Raw genomic sequence first — 24,052 nt, 5'->3', positions numbered from 1 at the left:
GGCGCGCTGCGGGCGCCGGTCCGCAGCCCCTCCGGGGTTCCGCTGTCGCTCACCCCTCCGGCGGCAGCGGGGCTTCCTCCGGCCTTGCCTGCAGCCCGTGCTTCATCAGCATCGGCACGTTTGCGATGGCGAAGATCAGCGTCATCGGCACCACTCCCCACAGCTTGAAGCCGACCCAGAAGTCCCAGCTCTGGGTCCGCCAGACGAGCTCGTTCAGCCCCGCCATCACCACGAAGAAGATCGTCCAGTTGATCGTCAGCAGCTTCCAGCCGCGCTCCGAAAGGCCTGGATAGGCCTGTTCGAGCAGCGTCTTCAGCAGCGGGCGGCGCGTCGCCAGTCCAAAGGCGAGGACCGCGGCGAACATCCCATAGACGATCGTCGGCTTCACCTTGATGAAGACTTCATTGTGGAAATAGAGCGTCAGGCTGCCGAACACGAGCACCAGCGCACCCGAAACCCACAGCATCGGCGAGATATGGCCGCTCTTCCAGTGCGAGAGCGCCATCGCGCCGGCCATCGCGATCATGAAGGCGGCGGTGGCCGCAAACACTTTGTCGAGCTGCGATTCGCCCGGATACAGGCTGTTGACGAGGAAAAAGACCGCGAGCGGACCGAAATCGATCAGCATGCGCAGGCCGGGTGAAGCGGGGTTCTTGGTGGGGGGTGTCATGTCTCTCAACGATCCGTTGGGGCGGCGCCTGTCGGAAGCTCGCCCTGTCGAGCTGATGCCTGGCTCCGGCGCCTGAGCGACGGCAGGGGAGCGGGGGCTATCCCTTCACCGCTTGTTCCACGCCGGCGATGATCCGCGCAACCTCTTCCGGATCGAACGGGCGCAGATCGTCGACCTTCTCGCCGACGCCGATCGCATGGATCGGCAGCCCGTATTTCTCCGCCGCGGCGACCAGCACGCCGCCGCGCGCCGTGCCGTCGAGCTTGGTCATCACGAGGCCGGTGACGCCCGCCACTTCCTTGAACACTTCGATCTGCGACAGCGCATTCTGGCCGGTCGTGGCGTCGAGCACGAGCACCACGTCGTGTGGCGCCTCCGGATTGAGGCGGCCGAGCACGCGGCGGATCTTGGCGAGCTCGTCCATCAGCTCGCGCTTGTTCTGAAGCCGCCCGGCGGTGTCGACGATCAGCACGTCGGTGCCGATCTGCGTCGCCTGCTTCACTGCCTCATAGACGATTCCCGCAGCGTCGCCGCCCTCCGCGCCGGAGACGATCGGTACGCCGATGCGCTCGGCCCAGGTGCGCAGCTGGCCGATCGCGGCGGCGCGAAACGTGTCGCCCGCGGCCAGCATCACGCGGTAATCCTGCTCGAGGAACAGGTTGGCGAGCTTGGCGATCGTGGTCGTCTTGCCCGATCCGTTGACGCCGATCACCAGGATCACCTGCGGCCGCGGAAAGGCTTCGATCTCGAGCCGCTTGGCGACCGGCGCCAGCGTCCTCGCGATTTCCTCGGCGACGATCAGCCGGATGCCGAGCTCCTCCAGCCCGCGCTCGAACTGGCCCTCGGCGAGCCGCTGGCGCACACGGGCTGCCGTGGCCGGGCCAAGGTCGGAAGCGATCAGTGCTTCCTCGATCTCGTCGAGCGTCTCCTCGTCGAGCCGCGCGGCGGTCAGCCCGGCCAGGTTGCCGAGCAGCCGGTCGGATGTCTTGCGAAAGCCGCCGAGCAGCTTGGTGTGCCAGGAAGATCGAGTGCTCATCATGAAATCTCTTCGTCGGGAGTCGCGGTCACTATTCCATCGGCAACGCCGGTGACGCGCGCGGATACGATGGTTCCGACCGGCTGCGGCGCCGCGAGCCGCATCTCGGCGAAATTGCCTGCATGGCCGCGGTCGCCGGGCCGTTCCACCAGCACCTGCTGACGCGTGCCGATCAGCGTTTCGAGCCATCTGGTTCGCCGATCCGCCGCCCGTTCGCGGAGCGCCGCCGCGCGGGCCTTCACGCGGTCGCGCGCCACCTGCGGCATCCGCGCGGCGGGGGTTCCCGCGCGCGGGCTGTAGGGAAAGATGTGCGCGTGCACGATGTCGCATGCGTCGATCAGCGCGGCGGTGTTCGCCGCCATCGCATCGGTTTCGGTGGGAAAGCCGGCGATCAGGTCCGCGCCGATCGCGATCTCCGGCCGCGCTGCCTTCATCCGCTCGACCAGCCGGATCGCGTCCGCCCGGCCGTGGCGCCGCTTCATGCGCTTGAGGATCATGTCGTCGCCCGCCTGCAGCGAAAGATGGACGTGCGGCATCACGCGCGGCTCCTGCGTCAGCAGCGTGAACAGCCGGTCGTCGATCTCGATCGAATCGAGCGAGGAAAGCCGCAGTCGTGCGACCCGGGTATGCGTCAGGATCCGCTCGACGAGCTGCCCCAGGCTTGGCGCGCCGGGCAGGTCGGGGCCATAGCTGGTGAGATCGACTCCGGTCAGCACGATCTCGCGATGGCCCGCTTCGATCAGCGCGGCGATCCGCGCCACCACTGCGCCCGCCGGCACCGAGCGGCTGTTTCCGCGGCCATAGGGAATGGTGCAGAAGGTGCAGCGATGATCGCATCCGTTCTGGACTTCGACGAAGGCGCGGGCGTGCTCGGAAAAGCTGGCGGCGAGGTGGGGCGCGGTCTCGGTCAGCGCCATCACGTCGCGTGCCACCACCGGTTCGGGCGATCGCCAGGCGGCGGGAGAGAGCTTGTCGGCATTGCCGATCACGCGGTCGACCTCTGCCATCGCGGCGAAACCGTGCGGATCGATCTGTGCCGCGCAGCCCGTCACCACCAGCTCGGCGTCCGGCCGTTCGCGCCGCGCCCGGCGGATCGCCTGGCGCGTGCGGCGCACCGCTTCGCCGGTCACGGCGCAGCTGTTCACCACCACCGCGTTCCGGTCCGCGAGCAGCGCACGGATCGTTTCGCTTTCGGCAAGGTTGAGTCTGCAGCCCAGCGTAATGACGTGCGGTACGCTCACGACAGGAAAGGCTCGGATACAGGCATGAGCGGTGATCTAGAGACGGTGGAGCGCAGTGTCCACGCGAAGGCGCGCGACGTGCTCGCCTTCTGGTTCGAAGTGCTGATGCCCGAACAGCATTTCGCGAAATCCGATTCGGTCGATGCGGCGATCCGCGAGCGTTTCGCCGATCTGCGCGAAGAGCTGCTGGAAACCGGCGCGCGCGGCTGGCGCGACGATCCCGAGACGCTGCTGGCGGCGGTGATCGTGCTCGACCAGTTTTCGCGCAACCTGTTCCGCGGCGATGCCGAGGCCTATGCCGCCGATCCGCTGGCGCGGGAGCTTGCGATCGATGCGATCAACCGCGGCTGGGATCGCGGCATGCCCGATCCGCATCGCCAGTTCCTCTACATGCCGTTGATGCATGCCGAGGACATCAGGCTCCAGCAGCTGAGCGTCGCGAAATTCGCCGAGACCGAGCTGGAGGAGGCGCTGGACTATGCCTATGACCATCGCGACGTGATCGAACGCTACGGTCGCTTCCCCAGTCGCAATGCGGCGCTCGGGCGGGAGAGCACCCCCGCCGAGCGCGAGTATCTCAGCCAGCCAGACGCTGGCTGGTAGCGTCGAGCGGCGGTTCGCCGCTGCGGGCCTGCGGCGGTTGCTGAAGCAGGCGGCGCTCGGCGAGCAGTCGGCGCGTGGCGGCTGCGGACATCGGGCGGCCATAGTGCCAGCCCTGGCCCTTCGAGCATCCGATCGCCCGCAGCCGTTCCTCGATCGCAGCATCCTCGATGCCCTCGGCGGTCACCGGCAGGTTCAGGCTCTCGCCCAGCCGCGCGATCGCATTGACGATCGCCGCCGAATCGGCGCTCTCGTTGAGCGACATGATGAAGCTCTTGTCGATCTTGATCCGGTCGAACGGCAGTGCGCGCAGATGCGCCAGCGACGAATAGCCGGTGCCGAAATCGTCGAGCGCCAGCCGCACGCCCTGGTTCTTCAGGCTGCCGACGATCGACTGGGCGAGCGCCAGATTGTCGAACAGCGAGCTTTCGGTGATCTCCACTTCCAGCCGGTTGGCGGGGAAGCCGGTTTCGGTCAGCACCTTGATGATCTTCTGCGCCAGCCATGCGTCGCGTAGCTGCCAGGGCGAGATGTTGATCGAGATGCTGAGCGCGGGATCCCAGTCGCGCGCCGCGGCGAAGGCCTGCCGCATGATCGACAGCGACAGCTCGGCGATCATGCCGGTTTCCTCGGCGATCGGAATGAACAGCTCGGGGCTGATCAGCCCGCGCTGCGGATGCTCCCAGCGCGCCAGCACTTCGAAGCCGTGGAGCCGGCCGGTGGTGAGATCGATCTGCTGCTCGAAATAGGGAACGATCTCCTGCCGCGGGATCGCAGTGCGGAGGCCTGACTCCAGTTCGTTGCGCGTCTGCAGTTCGCGTTCCATCGACTGGTCGAACCAGGCATAGCGGTTGCGGCCCGATTTCTTGGCCGCATACATGGCGATGTCGGCCGAGCGCATCAGCGCGTCGATCGAGGCGCAGTCGAAGTCGGAACGCGCGATGCCCAGCGAGCAGCTGATGTGGAGTCGCAGCCCTTCCGCCTCGAACGGCTGCGCCATGCGGCTCACCAGCCGTTCGGCGATCCGCTCCACCGTGTCGGGCTGCTCGGGATCGAACAGGAAGCCGCAGGCGAATTCGTCGCCGCCCAGCCGCGCGGTGAGTGCGATCGGCGGCATCGCCTGCGCGATTTCGCTGGCGACCGCGCGCAGCAGCGCGTCGCCCACGGCGTGGCCGTGCATGTCGTTGACGGTCTTGAAATGGTCGAGATCGACGATGAGCAGCGCCATCGCCTTGCGCCGGCGTCCGGCGCGCACGAACATCGCGGCGCCTTCCTCCGCCATGCTGCGGCGGTTCAGGAAGCCGGTCAGCGGATCGCGGCTGGCGAGCTGCTGGGCGCGTTCCTCGGCCGCCGCGCGGATGCGCACTTCCTCGGAAAGTGCCTGATGGCGGCGCCATCCGAACAGGATCAGCGCGACGTTGAGCAGCAGCGCGATCACCAGCGTGCGGTCCGCCGTCGCGCCGCCCTGGAAATAATGCTGGAGCGTGGTGGAGAGAACCTGGCTGCCGGTTCCCACGAACAGCAGGATCGCGGCAACGCTGATCGCGCCCGTCAGCAGCTCGCTCTGCCGCCGTTCCTTGATGTCGAGGACGTTCTCGTCGAGATCCAGCGCCATTGCCGGGAATACCCCCTGATACTGATGGCTTACGGGTTTGGACCCGCGACCGTATAGATCGGGTTAAGCTGCTGGCGGCTTGCGCCTGGCCATCGGTGCGGCTATGGGGCTGCCGACCGTTCTTCCGGAACGTGTGCGCTGATCGGCCCTGCGGGGCGTGACGCCGGCCGACGAGGTTTCGTCCGCCGGCGCGTTTTGCGTTTCGGGGTCGGCGGATTGGAGTAGTGCATGTTCGAGTCTCTGAGCGATCGGCTGGGCGGCGTTTTCGAGCGCCTGCGGGGCCGCGGCGCGCTGACCGAAGCCGATGTGCGGACGGCGATGCGCGAAGTGCGGATCGCGCTGCTCGAGGCCGATGTCGCGCTCCCCGTCGCGCGCCAGTTCGTCGAGAAGGTGACCGAACAGGCGGTCGGCCAGAATGTCCTGCGCTCGGTCACGCCGGGGCAGCAGGTCGTCAAGATCGTCCACGACGCGCTCGTCGGGATGCTCGGCGAGGACACTGCCGAGCTCAATGTCGACGTCACCCCGCCCGCGGTGGTGATGCTCGTCGGCCTTCAGGGCTCGGGCAAGACGACGACCACCGCCAAGCTCGCCAAGCTGCTGAAGAAGCAGGGCAAGAAGGTGATGATGGCGTCGCTCGACGTCAATCGCCCGGCCGCGCAGGAGCAGCTCGCCGTCCTCGGTACGCAGACCGAAGTGAACACGCTGCCGATCGTCCAGGGGCAGCAGCCGGTCGACATCGCGCGCCGCGCACTCCAATCGGCGAAACTCCAGGGCTATGACGTCGTCATGCTCGACACTGCCGGTCGACTCCATGTCGATCAGGCGCTGATGGACGAGATGAAGGCGGTTGCCGACATCGCGCAGCCGCAGGAAATCCTGCTCGTCGTCGATTCGCTCACCGGACAGGACGCAGTCAACGTCGCCGAGAATTTCTTGGCGCAGGTGCCGCTCACCGGCGTCATCCTCACGCGGATGGACGGCGATGCGCGGGGCGGCGCCGCGCTGTCGATGCGCGCCGTCACCGGCAAGCCGATCAAGTTCGCCGGCATGGGCGAGAAGCTCGATGCGATCGAGCCCTTCCATCCCAAGCGAGTCGCCGGCCGTATCCTCGGCATGGGCGATGTCGTCAGCCTGGTCGAAAAGGCCGCGGCGTCGATCGAGCAGGAAGACGCCGAGCGCATGGCCGAGCGGCTGGCCAAGGGGAAGTTCGACATGAACGACCTGCGCGCCCAGCTTGCCCAGATGCGCAACATGGGCGGGATCGGTGCGCTGGCGGGCATGATGCCCGGCATGAAGAAGGCGCAGGCGGCGATGGCGAGCGGCGCGGTCGACGAGCGGATCCTGCTGCGGATGGACGCGATGATCGGCTCGATGACTCCCAAGGAGCGATCCAAGCCCGAACTGCTCAACGCCAAGCGCAAGATCCGCGTCGCCAAGGGCAGCGGCACGACCGTGCAGGACGTGAACAAGCTCCTGAAGATGCATCAGGAAATGCAGACCGCGATGAAGAAGCTCAAGAAGATGGGCGGCATCAAGGGGCTGATGGCGATGCTCGGCAAGGGTGGCATGGGCGGCGTCGGCAACGCGCTGGGCGGTGCGCAGATGGGCGAGATGATGGGCAAGATGGACAGCGGCCTGCCCGGGCTTCCCGGCGGCGGTCAGCCCGGTCTGCCGCCCGGCTTCGAGAATCTGATGAAGAAGAAATGAGTTTCGTCGCCCCTGCGGAGGCAGGGGCCCATGTCTCTCGCGACTGAGGGGCGGCGATTGTTGGAAGAGCGATAGGCTCCCGCCTCCGCGGGGGCGACGGAAGAGAGAAGAACACCATGGCAGTCAGCATGCGTTTGTCGCGGGGCGGATCGAAGAAGCGCCCCTATTACCGGATCGTGATCGCCGATGCGCGCAGCCCGCGCGACGGCAGCTTCATCGAGAAGATCGGCACCTATAACCCGCTCCTCGCCAAGGACGACGAGAAGCGCGTCGTTCTCGATGGCGATCGCGCCAAGCATTGGCTGAGCGTCGGCGCGCAGCCGACCGACCGTGTCGCCCGTTTCCTCGACGCCGCCGGCATCAAGGAGCGCGCCGCGCGCAACAACCCGAACAAGGCCGAGCCGGGCGAGAAGGCCAAGGAGCGCGCCGAGGAGCGTGCCGAGAAGGCGAAGGCGGCCGAGGAAGCCGCTGCCGAGGCCGCCGCTGCGCCTGCGCCCGCCGAGGAAGCTCCCGCCGCCGAAGCGCCTGCCGAGGACGCGCAGGAAGCCGGCACGAACGAAGCGACGCCCAATGGCGACGCGGGCGACGAAGGCACGGTGAAGGACGGCGAGTCCGCTCAGGAGCCGGCCGAAGGCTGAGGAAGACCTTCCTCCCGCTTGCGGGAGGGATCGGGGGAGGGCATGGCGTTTCGCGATGGCCGCTGACGCAAATCCTCCCCCCACGCCTCCCGCACGCGGGAGCGAAGATCGAGCCGTCACGCTCGCGGCCGTCATCGGCGCCCACGGCATCACCGGCGAGGTTCGGCTGAAGGTGTTCGCCGAGGATATCGGTCGCCACAAGCAGTTCAATGGCGGCGCACTGACGCTGAAATCGCTGCGCGAGGGGCCGAACGGCGCCATCGCGCGCTTCGTCGAGATCGCCGACCGCAATGCCGCCGAGGCGCTGCGGGGGACCGAATTGACCGTCCCCCGCTCGGCGCTGCCGCCGCTCGAAGAGGGCGAATATTATCACGTCGATCTGCTGGACCTGCCCGTCGAGGACGAGGCCGGCACGCCGATCGGCCGCGTCGTCGCGATCGACAATTACGGCGCCGGCGACGTGCTCGAGATCGAAAAGCCCGACGGCAAACGCTTCATGGTGCCGATGATCCCCGCCGCGGTGCCCGAATGGACGGTGGAGCGGCTGATCGTGTCCGACGCGTATGCCGAGTGATTTCCGCCTCCCGATCCCCGAGAGAGGATCGAACGGCTTCCTTGTAGAAGCTCGTAGGACAGGATAGTCTCGAGCGGGTAAGATCCTTCGGGGGGAGCCGATCCGTGGACGAGGGTGCGAACCGTCGAGAGGTGCTTCGTGGGGCGGCGGGCCTGACGCTCGCGAGCGCGCTTCCCGTGCTGGCCGCATGCGGCGACGGCGCGCTCGTTCCGCCAGCCCAGGCCGCGACCCGGCCGAACATCCTGTTCATCATGGGCGACGATCTCGGCTACGCCGACGTCAGCTGCTACGGTCGCCGCGACTATCTCACCCCGGCCATCGACGGGCTGGCTGCGGGCGGCGTGCGACTGACCAACGGCTATGCCAATTCCTGCGTCTGTTCGCCCACGCGGATCGGTCTCGTCACGGGCCGATATCAGCAGCGGCTTCCGGTGGGCCTGGAGGAGCCGATCACTACGCCGTCGCCGCTCGATATGCTGCCGCCGGGACATCCGACGCTGCCATCGCTGCTCAAAGGACTCGGCTATCGCACCGCGCTGATCGGAAAGTGGCACATCGGATCCACGCCCACTTCCGGCCCCAACAACTACGGCTACGACCATTTTTTCGGCTATACCGGCGGCGGGATCAACTATTACCAGCAGTCGGGCGGCACGCCTGCCTCGCAGTTTCCCGACGATCTCTCCCGCAACGGCACGCCCGCGGGTTGGGACGGCTATCTGACCGATGCGCTCGCCGAGGAGGCGATGCGCTGGATCGCGGGCGGATCGGCGCCGTTCTTCCTGAGCTTGCACTTCAGCGCCGGCCACGCCCCCTGGGTGGGGCCCGGAGACACGGCAGCGGCGGCGGCATGGAACGACCCGCTCGACCGCAATCACGGCGATCTCGAAACCTATTCCCGCATGATCATGAACATGGACGCCAACATCGGCAGGGTGTTGGAGGCACTTGCTGCCTCGGAAATCGCTTCGAACACGATCGTGGTCTTCACCAGCGACAATGGAGGCGAGCGCTTCTCCGAGACCTGGCCCTTCACCGGCGTGAAGGGCGAAGTGCTGGAAGGTGGACTGCGCGTGCCCCTCATCGTTCGCTGGCCAGGGCGGATCGCTCCGGGAACCCTCTCGGATCAGGTGATGATCTCGATGGACTTCCTTCCGACGCTGCTCGCGGCCGTCGGCGGTGCTCCCGATCCGGCCTTTCCTTCCGACGGAATGAACCTGATGCCGGTGCTCGCAGGTGCGGAGCCGATCGTCGCGCGGACCTTGTTCTGGCGGCACCGTGCGGGCGAGCAGGCGGCAGTGCGCGACGGGAACTGGAAATATGTTCGCCTCGGCGCGGAAGAGCATCTGTTCGATCTAGCCGCCGACGCGCGTGAGCGCGCTGATCGTGCGGGCGACGAACCTTCGCGGCTGGCCGAGCTGCGCGGTGCCTGGGACCGCTGGAACGCCTCGATGCTTCCCTATCCGCCGAACAGCTTCAGCTACGACGTGAAGGACGTCGACGCCGACCGCTACTGACGGCTTCCTCAGCGCCGCAAGGGCCGCTGTTCCGCGAGCATGTTGCGGATCGTCGTCGCTGCGACGCCGCCTTCGCCCATCGCGTGGCTGATCTGGTCGAGGCCCTTCACCACATCGCCCGCCGCGAAGAGGCCGGGGATCGACGTGCGCTGGTGATCGTCGACTTCGAGGCAGCCGCTGTCGTCGCCGCGCGCACCGGCGGCGATCGCCAGTTCGGATCGGATGCGCGATCCCAGCGCCGGATACATCGTGTCGAACGTCATCCTGCCCCTGGCGGTGTCGAGCGCGATCCGCCCGTCCTCGATGCCATAGCCGCCGCAGGGGCCGTCGATACGGGCGACCCCCGCTGCGTCGAGCGCCGCCTGGCACTCGGAATCGAGGTTATGCTCGGCCTCGGGCGCGATCAGCGTCACGTCCTTGCTGTAGCCGCGCAGGAAAATCGCCTCGCGCATGCCGTGCCCGCCGCTGCCGATCACGCCGATCCGCTGGTCGGTTGCTTCATAGCCGTCGCAGATCGGGCAATAGCGCAGCAGGCCGCGTGAGAGCGCCAGCGCATGCAGATCGTCGGCCATGCCCGGCGGCCGGTTGTTGATGACTCCGGTCGCGAGCAGCACCGATCGGGCGCGATAGCGCTGCCCCTCCACTTCGACTCGAAAGCCGTCGTCCTCCGGCTGAACCGCCGTCACCCGGGCAAGCTCGCGCGCGGCGCCATAGCGTTGCGCCTGTTCCAGCATCCGCGCCAGCAGGTCGGTGCCCGAAATCCCCTGCGGGAAACCGGCGTGATTGTGCGTTTGCGGAATCAGCGCCGCGCGGCTGGTCCCGCAATCGAACAGGCGGATGTCGAGATGGAAGCGCGCGAGATAGATCGCCGCCGTCAGCCCCGCCGGTCCCGCTCCGATGATGATGCAATCGTCCATGCGGTGGCGTAGCGCGCGTGGCGGGCGACAGGTTCCCTCGGCCGATGCTATCGGCGGGCGAATGGAACCTGCGCCGCGCCATCTGCTCGACAGCGACATCTGCATCCGGCTGCTCCGCGGCGACGCGGCGCGGCTGGCGCTGCGGATCGCGCGGGCCCCCGCCGGCAGCATCGCCGTTTCGGCGATCAGCCTCGCCGAGCTGATGGAGGGCAGTGCGCGGCGGGGCGAGGCGGCGCTTGCGTCGCTCGACCGCTTGCTCGAAAGCGTGCCCCTGCTGGCGTTCGATGCGGCTGCGGCGCGGGCCTTTCCGGCGGCGCGCGCGGCGCGCGGGCGGCTCGACCGGCTGATCGCCGCGCACGCGCTGTCGCTCGGCGCCACGCTGGTGACTCACAATCTGCGCGACTTCCGCAACGTGGCGGGGCTGCGCATCGAGGACTGGACCTGACGTGACCTTCGCCGCGACCGTATTGACGCTCTATCCGGAGATGTTTCCCGGCCCGCTCGGGGCGTCGCTCGCCGGTCGCGCGCTGCGCGAGGGGGCCTGGTCGCTCGATACCGTGCAGATCCGCGACTTCGCCACCGACAGGCACCGCTCGGTCGACGATACGCCCGCGGGGGGCGGGGCGGGGATGGTGCTGCGTGCCGATGTCCTCGCCGCGGCAGTCGATCACGCGCGCGAACGGCAGCCGGACGCCCCCGTGCTCGCGATGACCCCGCGCGGCCGTCCGCTCGATCAGGCGCGGGTCCGGTCGCTGGCGGAGGGGCCCGGCGTCACGGTTCTTTGCGGACGCTTCGAAGGGTTCGACGAGCGGATTTTCGAGGGCCGCCAGGTCGAGCAGGTGTCGATCGGCGACTATATCCTGTCGGGCGGCGAAATGGCGGCGCTGGTGCTGCTCGACGCTTGCATTCGCCTGCTTCCGGGAGTAATGGGCGCGGCTTCAAGCGGCATGGACGAGAGCTTCGAAACGGGGCTGCTCGAATATCCGCAATATACCCGACCTGTCGACTGGGAAGGGCGCACGATCCCCGAAGTGCTGCGATCGGGGGATCATGCGAGGATCGAGGCATGGCGACGCGCCAGCGCCGAGAGCGATACACGGCTACGGAGGCCGGACCTTTGGGAGCGCCACGAGGGCGCTCGGGCCCGACCTCCCTCTGGCGCGCGGCACGGGAATGGGACCAAATGAGATGAACCTCATCCAGACGATCGAAGCCGAGCAGATCAAGAAGTTCACCGAATCCAAGGCGATTCCGGAATTCCGCCCGGGCGACACGCTGCGCGTCGGCGTGAAGGTGGTCGAGGGCGAGCGCACCCGCGTCCAGAATTTCGAAGGCGTCTGCATCGCCCGCGCCAACAAGGGCATGGGCTCCAGCTTCACTGTCCGCAAGATCAGCTTTGGCGAGGGTGTCGAGCGCGTCTTCCCGCTCTATTCGCCCAACGTCGAGTCGATCGAGGTAGTGCGCCGCGGCGTCGTGCGTCGCGCGAAGCTCTATTATCTGCGCGGCCGCACCGGCAAGGCGGCGCGTATCGCCGAGCGCCGCGATCCGCGCCCGAGCAAGACCGTCGAAGCGGCGGAATAAGCCCGGACCGATCCGATACGGCGGGGCGCGGAGGCAAAGGCTTCCGCGCCCCGTTTGCGTCTGGACGGGCGGGAGGGCCGCTCAGGCCGCGCGCTCGATCTCGCGCAACGCGCGGGCCCGATCATGCCCGCGCCGTACCGAGGCATAGCAGTCGCGGATGATGTCGCGCGTGGCGTCCGAGACATGCGCATCGTCCAGCGCGCGCTCGAACTCTTCCTTGAGATAATCCTCGCCGCGCTCGATCTCCGAGAGCAGCGCCGCATCGTCGCCGCCCAACACGCGCCGCAGCGCCTCGATCCGGCGGTGCACCGTCCCGGCCACCGATCCATAGTCGGCGGGTGTCCCGCCCAGCGCATGGCTGGCACGTTGCAGCCGGTCGACCACCGCGAGCCGCTCCTCGGCCATTTCGGCGAAGAAGGTCGCGTGGCGCCCGGCCTCGGCGTGCTCGGCCGAATATTCATAGCCGCGGACGCTGTCGATCGTGGTGACGATCAGATCGTCCAGCTTGGCGGTATCGTGCATCTTCGACATCGGTTCCTCCAGCAAGTCTATACTGGAAGAACGGCGCAGCCGGATGCCGGCTCCCGGCAAACGACGTTAAGCAAACGTCTGACCTTACGGTGAAATTCCGTTAGCCATCCGGCTGCGCCCACAGGATCAGAAGGTGAAGCGCCCGCCCAGCGAGAGCACCACCGCATTGGCGTCGCGCAGCCGGCCGTCGACCAGGATCGGCGTCTGGACCGCGGTGCCCGGATAGGCGGCGGTCGTCCGGTCGATCGTCGTGTCGTCGAACGCGACATAGTTGGCGGCCACATCGAGCGTGAAGCGCTCGCTCACGCCGATGCTGGCGCCGGTCGCGAAGTTCCAGCGATCCGAATCCGGCACGCGCGCGTCGCGCTCGCCGTCGCGGGTCGGCGTTTCGGCGTGCTGCACTCCGGCGCGCAGCGTGATCGCCTCGCTCGCCGCAAGCTCGACGCCGCCGGCAAAGCTCCAGCTGTCCTTGTAGTTCTCGGGGATCGCGGTGTTCAGCGGTTCGCCGAGGCGGATCGCGTCGAACTCGCTCCAGCCATAGCGGATCACCTGGGCGCTGAGCGTCAGCCGGTCGGTCGCGGCCAGCCGGACGCTGCCGATCGCCTGCCACGGCGTGCTGAAGCGCGCCTCGACGCCTTCGATCTCGACGTTCTGCGCCGCGAGCGGGCCGAGCAGGCCGCTGGTCGTGATGCTGCCTTCCAGCGTGTGCTCGACCTTCGACTTATAGGCGCCGCCGATCGTCAGCCGGCCGATGTCGACCTGCGCGCCCGCGGTCCAGCCCAGATCCCAGCCTTCGCCCTGAAGCGTCTGCGATCCGTCGGGCAGCGTTGCCGAAAGGTTGGGCAGCGCGTTCGAAAGCGTGGCCTCGGCATATTCGACGTTCAGCGCCGCGCCCACGCGCAGCCACGGCGTCGCGGCGAATGCGATCGAAGGCTGGATGTCATAGGTGCGCAGCCGCGTGCGATCGGCGGTGTAGCGCGCCCAGCTGTCGTCCGAATAGTCGGTGGTGAAGCTGAACGGCGAGGCGACGGTCAGGCCGACCGAGAACCGATCGCTCAGCGGAACCGCGATCGAACCGCTCGGCAGCAGGCCGTCCTCGATCGGATTGGTCGAAACCGGAATGCCGCCGACAGGGGCGGGGGGCTGGCCGGGGCGCACGATCACCGTGCCGGTATTCACCACTTCGCCCGCGGGCAGGATCAGGCTGGCGCTGGCGGTCGCTTCGGCCGAGGCGATGCCGGCGCTGGCGGCCGGGTTCCACCACAGCGATGCGGCGCCGCGATCGGCGGCTTCGCCCGAAAAGGCGCGGCCGGCGGCCTTTGCCGACTGTTCCTGAAGATAGAAGGCCTGCGCCTGCGCGGTGCCGGGCAGTGCGAACGACGCGGCGAGGATCGTTCCCGCGAGCAGCGGGAGGGAAACACGAACGGACATAGCGATGCGACTCTCTGCTTTTTTCTGATTCGGGTTGGTCTGGGTGACCCGCGCGGGTGCGCGCTCGCGGGGAGAACCCCCGGCTCCCCATAGCGTTCCGTCGCGAAACTGCAAAAGCCGGTATGGCGAAAGCCCTCGGCCCGCACCCTTTACGGAGCCGCGTCGCGCCGACATAACCCTGCTCTGCCCCGCGTTCGCGGGCGAACTTTTGTCGGAGAGGACGGATGTTGAAATGGGCGGTCGGGCTCGCGTTGCTCGCATCGGGGGGCGCCGCCATGGCGCAGCATGAGCCGGAGGCCCCGTCGCCCCCGGCGCTGACGCTCGAGCGGGTGTTCGGCAGCCCCGATCTGGCGGGCTCGACGCCGCGTGCGCTGCGCCTCTCGCCGGACGGAAAATTCGTCACCGTGCTGCGCAACCGCGCCGATGAGCGCGAGCGGTACGATCTGTGGGCGATGGACACCGCCTCGGGCGACTGGCGGATGCTGGTCGATTCCGAGCGGGTCGGCACCGGCGCCGCGCTGTCGGAGGAAGAGCGGATGCAGCGCGAGCGCGCCCGCATCGGCGGCGTGAAGGGCATCGTTGCCTATGATTGGGCGCCCGACGGCCAGAACATCCTCGTCCCGCTTGACGGCGATCTCTATCTCGCGGCGCTCGACGGCAGCGTCCGCCGCCTGACCGAGACCGAAGCGAGCGAGCTCAATCCGGTCATCAGCCCCGACGGCGGCTATGTCAGCTTCGTGCGCGACCAGAATCTCGTCGTCGTCGATCTGGCGACCGGGGCCGAGCGCCAGGTGACCGAAGGCGGCGGCGGGATGATCCATTTCGGCGAGGCGGAGTTCGTCGCGCAGGAGGAAATGGGCCGCAGCACCGGCTATTGGTGGTCGCCGAACGATCGGCTGATCGCCGTCCAGCGATTCGACGAAAGCCCTGTCGAAGTCGTCACGCGCTCGGCGATCGGCGCCGAGGGCACGCGCGTCTATGATCAGCGCTATCCCAAGGCGGGCACCGACAATGTCCTCGTCGAACTCTATGTGATGCGCCCTGACGGCTCGGGTCGGGTCAAGGTCGATCTCGGCACGAACCCCGATATCTATCTCGCCCGGGTCGACTGGACTCCCGACGGCTCGGCGCTCCTCGTTCAGCGCCAGAACCGCGCCCAGACCGAGCTCGACGTGCTGCGCGTCGATCCGCAGACCGGCGCCTCGACCGTCCTGTTCACCGAGCGGGCGGGCGCGCGCAGCTGGGTCAATCTGCACGACGCGCTCCACCCGATGGACGACGGCAGCCTGATCTGGTGGTCCGAACGCGACGGCCACGGCCATCTCTATCGCTGGAGCGACGGCAACTGGACCCAGCTCACCAGCGGCGATTGGGAAGTCGCCTATGTCGCCGGCATCGACGAGGAACAGGGCCGCATCTATTTCCTCGCCAACAAGGATGGCGTGCTCGAAAGGCATCTCTACACGGTCGATATCGCCCAGCCGAACGCCGTGACTCGCCTCACCGAAACCGGCTGGTGGAATTCGGCGTCGATGGACCAGTCGGCCAGCCGGATCATCGTCTCGCGCTCGAACACCGGGCAGCCGCAGCAGGTCTATCTCGCCGATGCCTCGGGCCAGCGCCTGAGCTGGATCGAGGAGAATGACGTCGACAATCCCGAGCACCCCTATCATCCGTATCTGCCCAGCCATCGCGGGAAGCGGTTCGGCACGATCACCGGCCCCGGCGGGCAGACGCTCCATTGGGAGATGATCACCCCCGAGCTCGAGCCCGGCAAACGCTATCCGGTCTTCTTCCAGCACTATGGCGGCCCGGGCGCACAAACGGTCACGCGCGCCTGGGGCGGTACGCTCCAGCAATATCTGGTCGATCGCGGCTATATCTGGTTCCAGATCGACAATCGCGGCTCGGCCAATCGCGGCAAGGAATTCGAGGACGCGATCTACCGCGCGATGGGCACGGTCGAGGTCGAGGATCAGATCGCCGGCGCCGAATATCTCAAGACGCTCGATTTCGTCGATCCCGACGCGATCACCACCTATGGCTGGTCCTATGGCGGCTATATGACGCTCAAGATGCTCGAGGAAGCTCCCGGCACCTTCGCCGCGGGCGTGTCGGGCGCGCCGGTCAGCAAATGGGAGCTGTACGACACCCATTATACCGAGCGCTACATGGGCGATCCGCGCGAAGTGCCCGAAGCCTATGTCGCTTCGAACACGGTCGAGAATGCGACTCGCATCTCCGATCCGCTGCTGCTGATCCACGGCATGGCCGACGACAATGTCGTGCTCGACCATTCGACCGTGATGATGGCGCGGATGCAGGCGGCGGGCGTGCCGTTCGAACTGATGCTCTATCCCGGCCACACTCACCGTGTCGGCGGCCCGGGCGTGAGCGTCCATCTGTGGAATACCATCCTCGACTTCCTCGATCGCAGCATCGCGGACGACGGCGAGGAGTGATCGCCGATTGATCCGGCAAGGGCAGGGGCGCGGCATCCGCGTCCCTGCTCGCTTGCGGCGGCACGCCCCTGTGCCGTTCCGCTCCGCGCTTTTTTCGCTGTCCTACAAGCCCCCGCCTGGCATATCGGAGGAGTCCCCGATCGATGGAGGACAGCCTGTGCCACGCGCATCCGTTCCAGAAAGCCGCATCGTTCCCCGCTCGGCGGTCGCATCCTGCCTTCGCATGCGCGCGGGGGCGCACATGCGCGTTGAGGTGCGACTTTAGTGCGACCTTCGACGGAAAACCGCGGTTTCGCCTCGCGGCAAGAGTCTCGCCGGTGGTGCCGCCGATTGGCGAGCGGGAAAGGAAATCTCTCTTTCAATCCGGCCCGCGCAACTTAAGTAGCGGGCATCCGCGCCCCGGGGGCGGGGAAAACGAATATTGGAAGGACCGGAATGGGCTACCGCATCGTGGTCGCCGGCGCGACGGGCAACGTCGGCCGTGAAATGCTGAACATCCTCGCCGAGCGGGAATTCCCGATCGACGAGATCGCCGTGCTCGCCTCCGCGCGCAGCCAGGGCGACGAAGTCGAGTTCGGCGAGACCGGCAAGAAGCTCAAGGTCCAGAACATCGAGCATTTCGATCCCACCGGCTGGGACATGGCGCTGTTCGCGATCGGGTCTGACGGCAGCAAGACCTATGCGCCCAAATTCGCCGCGGCGGGTTGCACGGTGATCGACAATGCCTCGCTCTACCGCATGGACCCGGACGTGCCGCTGATCGTGCCCGAAGTGAACCCCGAGGCGATCGACGGCTACAAGGCGCGCAACATCATCGCCAATCCCAACTGCTCGACTGCGCAGATGGTGGTCGCGCTCAAGCCGCTGCACGACGCGGCGAAGATCAAGCGCGTGGTGGTCGCGACCTATCAGTCGGTTTCCGGCGCCGGGAAGGCGGGGATGGACGAGCTGTTCACCCAGAGCCGCAACATCTTCGTCGGCGACACCGCCGAGCCGGAGAAGTTCACCAAGCAGATCGCGTTCAACGTGATCCCGCACATCGACAGCTTCCTCGAGGACGGTTCGACCAAGGAAGAATGGAAGATGGTGGTCGAGACCAAGAAGATCCTCGATCCGAAGATCAAGGTGACCGCCACCTGCGTGCGCGTGCCGGTGTTCGTCGGCCATTCGGAAGCGATCAACATCGAGTTCGAGGACGAGCTTTCGGCCGAGCAGGCGCAGAAGATCCTGCGCGAGGCGCCGGGAGTCATGCTCGTCGACAAGCGCGAGAACGGCGGATACGTCACGCCGGTCGAGTGCGTCGGCGAATATGCGACCTATGTCAGCCGGGTCCGCGACGATCCCACGGTCGACAACGGCCTGTCGCTCTGGTGCGTGTCGGACAATCTCCGCAAGGGCGCTGCGCTGAACGCAGTGCAGATCGCCGAGCTGCTCGGCCGGCGGCACTTGCAGAAGGCGGCCTGATCGGATCGAGGCGCTGCGGACCGATCTCTCCGGTCGTTCCGCAGCCCCTGCAGCCCTTTCGCCGCCGGGCGGGTCCGGCGCTGAGTGTCAGTGCCCGGCGGCCGCCGGATCGACGGCCATCGCCGCCCCCTTCGGCCGGCGCAGGAAGATCACCAGCGGCACCGATGCGGCGGTCAGCAGCATCATCGCCCAGAAGTCGTTCAGATAGGCGATCATCATCGCCTGCCGCGTGACTTCGGCATTCAGCATCGCCAGTGCCGTGTCTCCGGTGCCGCCGAGCGCCTGGAGCAGGGTCGGGTCGAAGGTGCCGAGCGCTTCGGGGGTCACATGCTCGCCGAGCGCGGCATGGCTCGTCTGCCCGCTGCGCACCAGGATCGTCGTCACCAGCGAGATGCCGACCGACGAGCCGATCGAGCGCGAGAGGTTGAGCAGGCTCGATCCCTCGGTGCGGAACTGCGGCGGCAGTGTCGCGAAGGCCATGCCGTTGAGCGGCATGAACACGAGCCCCAGCCCGAGCCCCTGAATGAAGCCGGAAAGGATGATGAGCTCCGATCCCATGTCGAGCGTCCAGCGCGTCATGTCCCACAGCGAATAGGCGGCGATCGCGAGGCCGGCGCCGATCATCAGCCGCGGATCGACTCCCCTGCTCTGGAGCTGCGCCGCCACGGCCATCGTCAGCACCACGCCGAAACCGCGCGGCATCAGCAGCAGCCCGGTGTCCATCACCGGATAGCCGTAGAGCGTCTGGAGCATCGGCGGCAGGAGCGCCATGGTCGCCATCATCACGACGCCGATCACCATCATGAATCCGATCGCCGCCACGAGGTTTCGGTTCTTCCACAGCTCGCGGTCGAACATCGGGTTGCGACCGGTGGCGAGATGCACCGCGAACATCCAGAGCGCGATGCCCGCGACCAGAGTCTCGATCCAGATCTCGGTCGACTGGAACCAGTCCTCGCCCTGGCCCCGATCCAGCATCAGCTGGAGCGCCGAAATGCCTACCGCCAGCAGTGCGAAGCCGAAAAGGTCGAACTGTCGCTTTCGGATTGGCCGCGAGGGGAGGAGCACCCACAGGATCGCGAAGCACAGCACGCCGAGCGGCAGGTTGACGTAGAAGACCCAGCGCCAGTTGTAATTGTCGGTCAGCCAGCCGCCGAGCACCGGGCCGAGGATCGGGCCGATCATGATGCCCATGCCCCAGATCGCCATCGCCTTGGCCTGCCGCTCGGGCGGATTGATGTCGAGCATCACCGTCTGGCTCAGCGGGTTCATGAAGGCCGCGGAAATCCCCTGGAGGATGCGAAACGCGACCATCTCGGGCAGGCTGGTCGCCATCCCGCACAGCGCCGAGGAGAGGATGAATCCCGCGATCGAGATCAGGAACAGGTTCCGCGATCCGATCCGGTCCGAAAGCCAGCCGGTGATCGGGATCGCGATGGCGGTCGCGACGATATAGCTCGTCAGTACCCAGGTAACCGTGTCGGCGGTGGCTCCCAGTGCTGTCTGCATGTGCGGCAGCGCGACATTGGCGATCGTCGTGTCGAGGATCTGCATGATCGTCGCCAGCATGACGCCGATCGTCAGAAGCGCGCGGTTCCGCACCGGGAGCGCGGCGACTCCCGGTTGCGGACGCGGGGTTGCGGCAGCGGCGCCGCGGGCAGGGCTGGCACTGGCCATGGCGGATCAGTCGCGCACGTTCACCGTCACGTCGGCGGAGATGCCGGCGATCAGCGGGCGCGGGCTTTCCTCGTCGAGGGCGATGCGAACCGGAACGCGCTGGGTTACCTTCACCCAATTTCCATTGGCATTCTGGGCGGGAAGAACCGAGAACTCGGATCCGGTGCCCGCGCCGATCGATGCCACATGACCGCGCAGCTCGAGCCCCGGATAGGCATCGAACCGCACCGTCGCCGGCTGGCCGACCCGCATGTGATCGAGATCGGTCTCCTTGAAGTTCGCCTCGATCCACGAGCGGCCGTTGGAGACGATCGTGAGTGCGGGCAGCCCGGTCATCAGCTGCTGCCCCACCTGCAGCCGGTCGGCCTGCGAGACGACGCCGCCTACCGGTGCGCGAATCTCGGTGCGTGTGAGCTGGAGCTGCGCCTCCCGCCGTCGCGCGCGGGCGGCGGCGATCGCCGGGTTCTCGCCCGGAACGGCAGCACCGGTCGCGATCCGCGCCCGCGCCTCGGCGGCGTCGGCCTGCGCCCGCTGCACGGCGGCGCGCGCCTGCTCGACCGCATGCTCGGCCTGCTGGAGCCGCGCCGTGGTGGTGAAGCCGCGATCCATTAACTGCGCCTGGCGCTCATAATCTTCCTGCGCCGCCTGAAGCTGGTCGCGTGCCGCTTCGATATCGGCGCCGGTGCCCTCGTAGCTCGTCCGCAGCGTCGCGATCTGGACCTGCGCGTCGGCGATCGCGGCGTTCGCCTGCTCGACGGCGATGCGATAGGGCTCGGGGTCGATACGGAACAGCAGGTCGCCCGCGGCCACCGCTTGGTTTTCGCGCACCGCGACCCCTACGATCCGCCCCGCAACTTCGGTCGACACCGCCACCTTGTCCTGCGCTACCTGCGCATTGTCGGTGGATACGGTCCCGCCGGATGTCGCCCAAATCCAGCCGATCACACCGAGCGCGAGCAACGGCACTCCCAACAGCAGCAGCGGGCGGAGCCACCGCCGCCTGCGGCGCGGCTCCAGCGTGGTTTCCTCCGCAGCCGCGGGTTGGACCTGGGGATCGGCATCAGCCATTGGCGGCAGTCTCTTGTTGGTCGTCCTGGACGAGGTTGGTTCGAATGGCGGCGAGTAGCGCAGTCAGCCGCTCCCGATCGTCTTCACCGATGCCGGCGAGCGCCTGCTCGGTGACTTCGTTGCCGATTGCGCGGAGGCGCTCGATGAGCGGCTTTGCCGCATCGGTGAGATAGATGCGCCAGGCGCGGCGGTCGTTCGGATCGCGCCGCCGCTCGACGAGCCCGGCTTCCTCCAGCCGGTCGATCATGCGGCAGGCCGTGATCGGCTCGACTTCCATCAGCTCGGCGAGACCGCCCTGGTTCACACCTTCGTGGCGCGAGAGCATCGCCAGCGTGTGCCACTGCGGCCGCGTAACGCCGATCGCTCGCGCACGCGCGTCGAACCGGCGGCGCATCAGCCGCGAAATCTCGCTGAGGGAAAAGCCCAGAGCTTCGGTCATGACGGGCATATAATAAGCATAGACATTAATTCCAACTTGCAACCTAGTTGCATTGTGCGCCGCAGCAAGTGCAGGCAAGTCACGCGGTGCAGGCGGAAACGGGGAACGTCCACCCGGAAGCGGCGAGGGCGTTGCGGGTCGACACAGGCGCGCTGCGCCCCTACCGACGCGGGAGGATCGTCGCTGGAGTAGGTTTCTTGGCGGAGCTAGTCACCGAACCCCAATTCTTCGAGAGCTTCGACGGCGCGTGCATGGCGTGGCACGAGATCGGCGAGGGCAGGCCGGTGGTGCTGATCCATGGCCTGTTCTCGAACGCCTGGACCAATTGGATCCGCTACGGCCATGCCGAAGCGATCGCGGCGCGGGGCTTCCGCGTCATCATGCCCGATCTGCGCGCGCACGGCAGCAGCGCGGCGCCGCATGATCTCGAAGCCTATCCGCCGGACGCGCCGGCGCTCGATGGCCTGGCGCTTCTGCGCCACCTCGACCTGCGCGACTATGATCTCGGCGGCTATTCGCTCGGCGCGCGCACTACCGTGCGGATGCTGGTGAAGGGCGCGGCACCGCGCCGGGTGATCCTCGCCGGCATGGGGCTGGAAGGCATCCTCGATACCCAGCTCCGAGCGAGCCATTTCCGCAATATCCTCGCCAATCTCGGCCAGCATGCGCGCGGCACGCCGGAGTGGCTGGCCGAGGCATTCCTGAAGACGACCGGAGGCGATCCCGAGGCGCTGATGCAGCTGCTCGGCACCTTCGTCGACACCGACCGCGGTCAGGTCGAAGCGATCGAACAGCCGGTCCTCGTTCTCGCCGGCGCCGAGGACAGCGACAACGGCAGCCACGCGGCACTGGCCGAACTGCTGCAGATCGCGGAGCTGCGCGAAGTGCCGGGCTCGCACATGAGCGCAGTGACCCGACCCGAACTGGGGCAGGCAATCGCGGATTTCCTGACCGCTTGACCGACGGCGTCCTGTGCGCGCAGTCTGCGGCTATCACCCGACACAATCCGAGGCACATGATGATCCGTACCGGCACGTCGCTGCTCGCGCTTGCAGCGTTTCTCGCCACGCCTGCGCTGGCGCAGGACCGCAATCAGCCGTCGCACCAGGCGCAGTCGGCCGAGGCGCTGACCGCCGCCGACGCCGAGGCATTCGTCGAGCGTGTCCAGCGCGAATATGCCGACTTCAATCTGCGCGCCTCGCGGATCGCGTGGATCAACGCCACCTATATCACTCCTGACACGGACGCACTCGCTGCCGACAGCCAGGCAGAGGGTACGCGCATGGCGGTGCAGTTTGCGCTCGAGGCGGCGAAGTTCCAGGACGTCGCGGGGCTCACGCCCGATACGCGCCGCATGCTCGATATCCTGCGCAGCGCGATTACGCTCCCGGCACCTACCCGCGACGGAGCGGCGACTACGCTGTCCGAGCTCGCCACGGGCATGCAGTCGCTCTACGGCCGCGGCCGTGCAACGCTGAACGGCGAGCCGATCAGCGGCAACGATGCCGAGGCGGCAATGGGCACGCTCCGCGATCCCGAGGATTTGCAGGAGCTCTGGACCAGCTGGCACAACAATGTCGGTTCGCCGATGCGCAACGACTATCAGCGGATGGTGGGCATTGCGAACGAAGGCGCGCGCGAACTCGGCTTCCGCGACGTCGGCACGATGTGGCGCTCGGTGTACGACATGCCGCCCGAGGAATTCGCCCAGCTCACTGACCAGCTGTGGAACGAGGTGAAGCCGCTCTATCAGGCGCTGCACACCTATGTCCGCCGCAAGCTGAGCGAGCGCTACGGCGCCGAGGTGCAGGCGGCGAGCGGCCCGATCCGCGCCGATCTGCTCGGCAATATGTGGGCGCAGGAATGGGGCAACATCTATGACGTCGTCGCCCCTGAAGGCAGCGGCGATCTCGGCTACGACATCGGCGAGCTGCTCCAGACTCAGAACTACGATGCGCTCAAGATGGTGAAGACGGGCGAGTCCTTCTTCAGCTCGCTCGGGTTCGAGCCGCTGCCCGAAACCTTTTGGGAGCGCTCGATGTTCGTGAAGCCCGAGGATCGCGAGGTCCAGTGCCACGCATCGGCATGGAACCTCGACGACGTCGACGATCTGCGGATCAAGATGTGCATCAAGGTGAACTCGGACGATTTCGTCACCATCCATCACGAGCTCGGGCACAATTATTATCAGCGCTCCTACAACGAACTTCCACTGCTCTATCGCACAGGCGCCAACGACGGCTTCCACGAAGCGATCGGCGACATGGTCGCGCTGTCGATCACGCCCGACTATCTCGTCGAAATCGGGCTTCTCGATGAGGCGCGCGTTCCCGGACCCGAGCGCGATACCGGCCTCCTGCTGCGCCAGGCCATGGACAAGGTCGCCTTCCTGCCCTTCGGTCTCCTAGTCGACAAATGGCGCTGGGGTGTCTTCTCGGGGCAGATCCGTCCCGAGCATTACCAGTCCGCCTGGGACGGGCTGCGGCTGCAATATCAGGGCATCGTGCCGCCGGTCGCACGCGACGAGACCAATTTTGATCCGGGTGCGAAATATCACATTCCGGCCAACGTGCCCTACACGCGCTACTTCCTCGCACGCCTGCTTCAGTTCCAGTTCTACAAGGCGGCCTGCGAACAGGCGGGCTGGACCGGTCCGCTTCACCGCTGCTCTTTCTACGGCAACGAGGAAGTCGGCGAGCGGCTGAACGCGATGCTGGAGATGGGGATGTCCAAGCCCTGGCCGGACGCGCTGGAAGCGTTCACCGGCACGCGTGAAACTTCGGGCGAAGCGATGCTCGAATATTTCGCGCCGCTGATGGAGTGGCTCGAAGAGCAGAACGCCGGCCAGGCCGAAGGCTGGTAAGCCCAAACGCATGCGGGGAGC

Annotated in this window: 21 protein-coding genes and 1 pseudogene; 12 read left to right on the top strand and 10 right to left on the bottom strand. The window is 67.1% G+C overall.

Features of this window, described 5'->3' with window-relative positions; all coding sequences use genetic code 11:
- Positions 1-49 precede the first annotated feature (49 nt).
- From H7V21_RS04050 to mtaB, 3 genes are all read right to left on the bottom strand, one after another.
- Positions 50-670, bottom strand: coding sequence for a septation protein A (locus H7V21_RS04050; RefSeq protein WP_188055526.1), 621 nt, complete (start codon positions 668-670; stop codon positions 50-52).
- A gap of 97 nt (positions 671-767) precedes the next feature.
- Complete coding sequence (ftsY, locus tag H7V21_RS04045; RefSeq protein ID WP_188056342.1) at positions 768-1,706, bottom strand: signal recognition particle-docking protein FtsY; 939 nt, start codon at positions 1,704-1,706, stop codon at positions 768-770.
- The gene (gene mtaB / locus H7V21_RS04040) at positions 1,706-2,947 is read right to left on the bottom strand and encodes a tRNA (N(6)-L-threonylcarbamoyladenosine(37)-C(2))-methylthiotransferase MtaB (RefSeq protein ID WP_188055524.1); all 1,242 of its coding nucleotides are present in this window, start codon (positions 2,945-2,947) and stop codon (positions 1,706-1,708) included. The genes ftsY and mtaB overlap by 1 nt, the downstream gene beginning before the upstream one ends.
- 24 nt (positions 2,948-2,971) lie before the next feature.
- On the opposite strand from mtaB, the gene H7V21_RS04035 reads away from it, so the two are divergent.
- Positions 2,972-3,550 carry a DUF924 family protein gene (locus H7V21_RS04035; protein ID WP_188055522.1) on the top strand — a complete coding sequence of 193 codons (579 nt, stop codon included), beginning with the start codon at positions 2,972-2,974 and terminating at the stop codon, positions 3,548-3,550.
- Here H7V21_RS04035 and H7V21_RS04030 read toward each other — a convergent pair.
- Positions 3,525-5,162: a putative bifunctional diguanylate cyclase/phosphodiesterase gene (locus H7V21_RS04030; RefSeq protein ID WP_188055520.1), complete on the bottom strand. Its 1,638-nt coding sequence runs from the start codon at positions 5,160-5,162 to the stop codon at positions 3,525-3,527. The two genes, H7V21_RS04035 and H7V21_RS04030, sit on opposite strands and share 26 nt — an antisense overlap.
- Positions 5,163-5,390: 228 nt before the next feature.
- On the opposite strand from H7V21_RS04030, the gene ffh reads away from it, so the two are divergent.
- The 4 genes and pseudogenes from ffh to H7V21_RS04010 all read left to right on the top strand — a co-directional run bounded on the left by ffh (position 5,391) and on the right by H7V21_RS04010 (position 9,598).
- Entirely contained in the window at positions 5,391-6,869 is a 1,479-nt protein-coding gene (ffh, locus tag H7V21_RS04025; RefSeq protein ID WP_188055518.1) for a signal recognition particle protein, read from the top strand.
- Positions 6,870-6,985: 116 nt separating this feature from the next.
- Positions 6,986-7,432 (top strand): annotated as a pseudogene (rpsP, locus tag H7V21_RS04020) (30S ribosomal protein S16); the annotation flags it as partial.
- A 130-nt stretch (positions 7,433-7,562) separates the two neighbouring features.
- On the top strand, positions 7,563-8,081 hold the full coding sequence (gene rimM / locus H7V21_RS04015) for a ribosome maturation factor RimM (RefSeq protein WP_188055514.1): 519 nt from the start codon (positions 7,563-7,565) through the stop codon (positions 8,079-8,081).
- Positions 8,082-8,185: 104 nt separating this feature from the next.
- Entirely contained in the window at positions 8,186-9,598 is a 1,413-nt protein-coding gene (locus tag H7V21_RS04010; RefSeq protein ID WP_223177043.1) for a sulfatase, read from the top strand.
- An 8-nt stretch (positions 9,599-9,606) separates the two neighbouring features.
- Here H7V21_RS04010 and H7V21_RS04005 read toward each other — a convergent pair whose 3' ends face one another.
- On the bottom strand, positions 9,607-10,515 hold the full coding sequence (locus tag H7V21_RS04005) for an NAD(P)/FAD-dependent oxidoreductase (protein ID WP_188055512.1): 909 nt from the start codon (positions 10,513-10,515) through the stop codon (positions 9,607-9,609).
- 61 nt (positions 10,516-10,576) lie between these two features.
- On the opposite strand from H7V21_RS04005, the gene H7V21_RS04000 reads away from it, so the two are divergent.
- From H7V21_RS04000 to rplS, 3 genes are read left to right on the top strand one after another with little or no spacing between them, the layout of a single operon-like run.
- Positions 10,577-10,960 carry a PIN domain-containing protein gene (locus H7V21_RS04000; protein ID WP_188055510.1) on the top strand — a complete coding sequence of 128 codons (384 nt, stop codon included), beginning with the start codon at positions 10,577-10,579 and terminating at the stop codon, positions 10,958-10,960.
- 1 nt (position 10,961) lies between these two features.
- Positions 10,962-11,702 carry a tRNA (guanosine(37)-N1)-methyltransferase TrmD gene (trmD, locus tag H7V21_RS03995; RefSeq protein WP_188055508.1) on the top strand — a complete coding sequence of 247 codons (741 nt, stop codon included), beginning with the start codon at positions 10,962-10,964 and terminating at the stop codon, positions 11,700-11,702.
- 1 nt (position 11,703) lies between these two features.
- A complete protein-coding gene (gene rplS, locus H7V21_RS03990) occupies positions 11,704-12,096 on the top strand; it encodes a 50S ribosomal protein L19 (protein WP_188055506.1) in 393 nt (130 codons plus the stop codon).
- Positions 12,097-12,177: 81 nt separating this feature from the next.
- On the opposite strand, the gene H7V21_RS03985 is transcribed toward rplS, so the two are convergent.
- Together H7V21_RS03985 and H7V21_RS03980 are read right to left on the bottom strand one after the other, a co-directional pair.
- Positions 12,178-12,627 carry a PA2169 family four-helix-bundle protein gene (locus tag H7V21_RS03985; protein ID WP_188055504.1) on the bottom strand — a complete coding sequence of 150 codons (450 nt, stop codon included), beginning with the start codon at positions 12,625-12,627 and terminating at the stop codon, positions 12,178-12,180.
- 126 nt (positions 12,628-12,753) lie between these two features.
- Positions 12,754-14,058, bottom strand: coding sequence for an OmpP1/FadL family transporter (locus H7V21_RS03980; RefSeq protein ID WP_188055502.1), 1,305 nt, complete (start codon positions 14,056-14,058; stop codon positions 12,754-12,756).
- Between the two features lie 224 nt (positions 14,059-14,282).
- Here H7V21_RS03980 and H7V21_RS03975 point away from each other — a divergent pair, with 224 nt between their 5' ends.
- Positions 14,283-16,520 (top strand): DPP IV N-terminal domain-containing protein, encoded by a 2,238-nt coding sequence (locus H7V21_RS03975; protein WP_188055500.1) that lies wholly within the window; start codon positions 14,283-14,285, stop codon positions 16,518-16,520.
- Positions 16,521-16,955: 435 nt separating this feature from the next.
- Complete coding sequence (locus H7V21_RS03970) at positions 16,956-17,984, top strand: aspartate-semialdehyde dehydrogenase (RefSeq protein ID WP_188055499.1); 1,029 nt, start codon at positions 16,956-16,958, stop codon at positions 17,982-17,984.
- An 87-nt stretch (positions 17,985-18,071) separates the two neighbouring features.
- Here the strand turns inward: H7V21_RS03970 and H7V21_RS03965 are convergent, their stop codons facing one another.
- From H7V21_RS03965 to H7V21_RS03955, 3 genes are read right to left on the bottom strand one after another with little or no spacing between them, the layout of a single operon-like run.
- The gene (locus H7V21_RS03965) at positions 18,072-19,661 is read right to left on the bottom strand and encodes a DHA2 family efflux MFS transporter permease subunit (RefSeq protein WP_188055497.1); all 1,590 of its coding nucleotides are present in this window, start codon (positions 19,659-19,661) and stop codon (positions 18,072-18,074) included.
- Positions 19,662-19,667: 6 nt separating this feature from the next.
- Positions 19,668-20,729: an HlyD family secretion protein gene (locus tag H7V21_RS03960; RefSeq protein ID WP_188055495.1), complete on the bottom strand. Its 1,062-nt coding sequence runs from the start codon at positions 20,727-20,729 to the stop codon at positions 19,668-19,670.
- Positions 20,722-21,168 carry a MarR family winged helix-turn-helix transcriptional regulator gene (locus H7V21_RS03955; protein WP_188055493.1) on the bottom strand — a complete coding sequence of 149 codons (447 nt, stop codon included), beginning with the start codon at positions 21,166-21,168 and terminating at the stop codon, positions 20,722-20,724. The genes H7V21_RS03960 and H7V21_RS03955 overlap by 8 nt, the downstream gene beginning before the upstream one ends.
- Positions 21,169-21,365: 197 nt before the next feature.
- On the opposite strand from H7V21_RS03955, the gene H7V21_RS03950 reads away from it, so the two are divergent.
- Both H7V21_RS03950 and H7V21_RS03945 read left to right on the top strand, forming a co-directional pair.
- Positions 21,366-22,127 (top strand): alpha/beta fold hydrolase, encoded by a 762-nt coding sequence (locus H7V21_RS03950; protein WP_262503998.1) that lies wholly within the window; start codon positions 21,366-21,368, stop codon positions 22,125-22,127.
- Between the two features lie 59 nt (positions 22,128-22,186).
- Entirely contained in the window at positions 22,187-24,031 is a 1,845-nt protein-coding gene (locus H7V21_RS03945) for a M2 family metallopeptidase (RefSeq protein ID WP_188056339.1), read from the top strand.
- The last annotated feature ends 21 nt before the right edge of the window (positions 24,032-24,052 follow it).

The organism is Sphingosinithalassobacter sp. CS137 (assembly GCF_014334115.1).
Classification (GTDB): domain Bacteria; phylum Pseudomonadota; class Alphaproteobacteria; order Sphingomonadales; family Sphingomonadaceae; genus Sphingomonas.
The sequence above is the reverse complement of the archived record's forward strand: the minus strand, read 5'-3'. Positions and strand labels throughout refer to the sequence as shown.

What these genes read in the sequence shown, in the direction of transcription:
- H7V21_RS04050 (WP_188055526.1), bottom strand. Translation starts at nt 670, where the DNA reads ATGACACCCCCCACCAAGAACCCCGCTTCACCCGGCCTGCGCATGCTG.
- ftsY (WP_188056342.1), bottom strand. Translation starts at nt 1,706, where the DNA reads ATGAGCACTCGATCTTCCTGGCACACCAAGCTGCTCGGCGGCTTTCGC.
- H7V21_RS04035 (WP_188055522.1), top strand. Translation starts at nt 2,972, where the DNA reads ATGAGCGGTGATCTAGAGACGGTGGAGCGCAGTGTCCACGCGAAGGCG.
- H7V21_RS04030 (WP_188055520.1), bottom strand. Translation starts at nt 5,162, where the DNA reads ATGGCGCTGGATCTCGACGAGAACGTCCTCGACATCAAGGAACGGCGG.
- ffh (WP_188055518.1), top strand. Translation starts at nt 5,391, where the DNA reads ATGTTCGAGTCTCTGAGCGATCGGCTGGGCGGCGTTTTCGAGCGCCTG.
- rimM (WP_188055514.1), top strand. Translation starts at nt 7,563, where the DNA reads ATGGCCGCTGACGCAAATCCTCCCCCCACGCCTCCCGCACGCGGGAGC.
- H7V21_RS04005 (WP_188055512.1), bottom strand. Translation starts at nt 10,515, where the DNA reads ATGGACGATTGCATCATCATCGGAGCGGGACCGGCGGGGCTGACGGCG.
- H7V21_RS04000 (WP_188055510.1), top strand. Translation starts at nt 10,577, where the DNA reads ATGGAACCTGCGCCGCGCCATCTGCTCGACAGCGACATCTGCATCCGG.
- rplS (WP_188055506.1), top strand. Translation starts at nt 11,704, where the DNA reads ATGAACCTCATCCAGACGATCGAAGCCGAGCAGATCAAGAAGTTCACC.
- H7V21_RS03985 (WP_188055504.1), bottom strand. Translation starts at nt 12,627, where the DNA reads ATGTCGAAGATGCACGATACCGCCAAGCTGGACGATCTGATCGTCACC.
- H7V21_RS03980 (WP_188055502.1), bottom strand. Translation starts at nt 14,058, where the DNA reads ATGTCCGTTCGTGTTTCCCTCCCGCTGCTCGCGGGAACGATCCTCGCC.
- H7V21_RS03975 (WP_188055500.1), top strand. Translation starts at nt 14,283, where the DNA reads ATGTTGAAATGGGCGGTCGGGCTCGCGTTGCTCGCATCGGGGGGCGCC.
- H7V21_RS03970 (WP_188055499.1), top strand. Translation starts at nt 16,956, where the DNA reads ATGGGCTACCGCATCGTGGTCGCCGGCGCGACGGGCAACGTCGGCCGT.
- H7V21_RS03965 (WP_188055497.1), bottom strand. Translation starts at nt 19,661, where the DNA reads ATGGCCAGTGCCAGCCCTGCCCGCGGCGCCGCTGCCGCAACCCCGCGT.
- H7V21_RS03960 (WP_188055495.1), bottom strand. Translation starts at nt 20,729, where the DNA reads ATGGCTGATGCCGATCCCCAGGTCCAACCCGCGGCTGCGGAGGAAACC.
- H7V21_RS03955 (WP_188055493.1), bottom strand. Translation starts at nt 21,168, where the DNA reads ATGACCGAAGCTCTGGGCTTTTCCCTCAGCGAGATTTCGCGGCTGATG.
- H7V21_RS03945 (WP_188056339.1), top strand. Translation starts at nt 22,187, where the DNA reads ATGATCCGTACCGGCACGTCGCTGCTCGCGCTTGCAGCGTTTCTCGCC.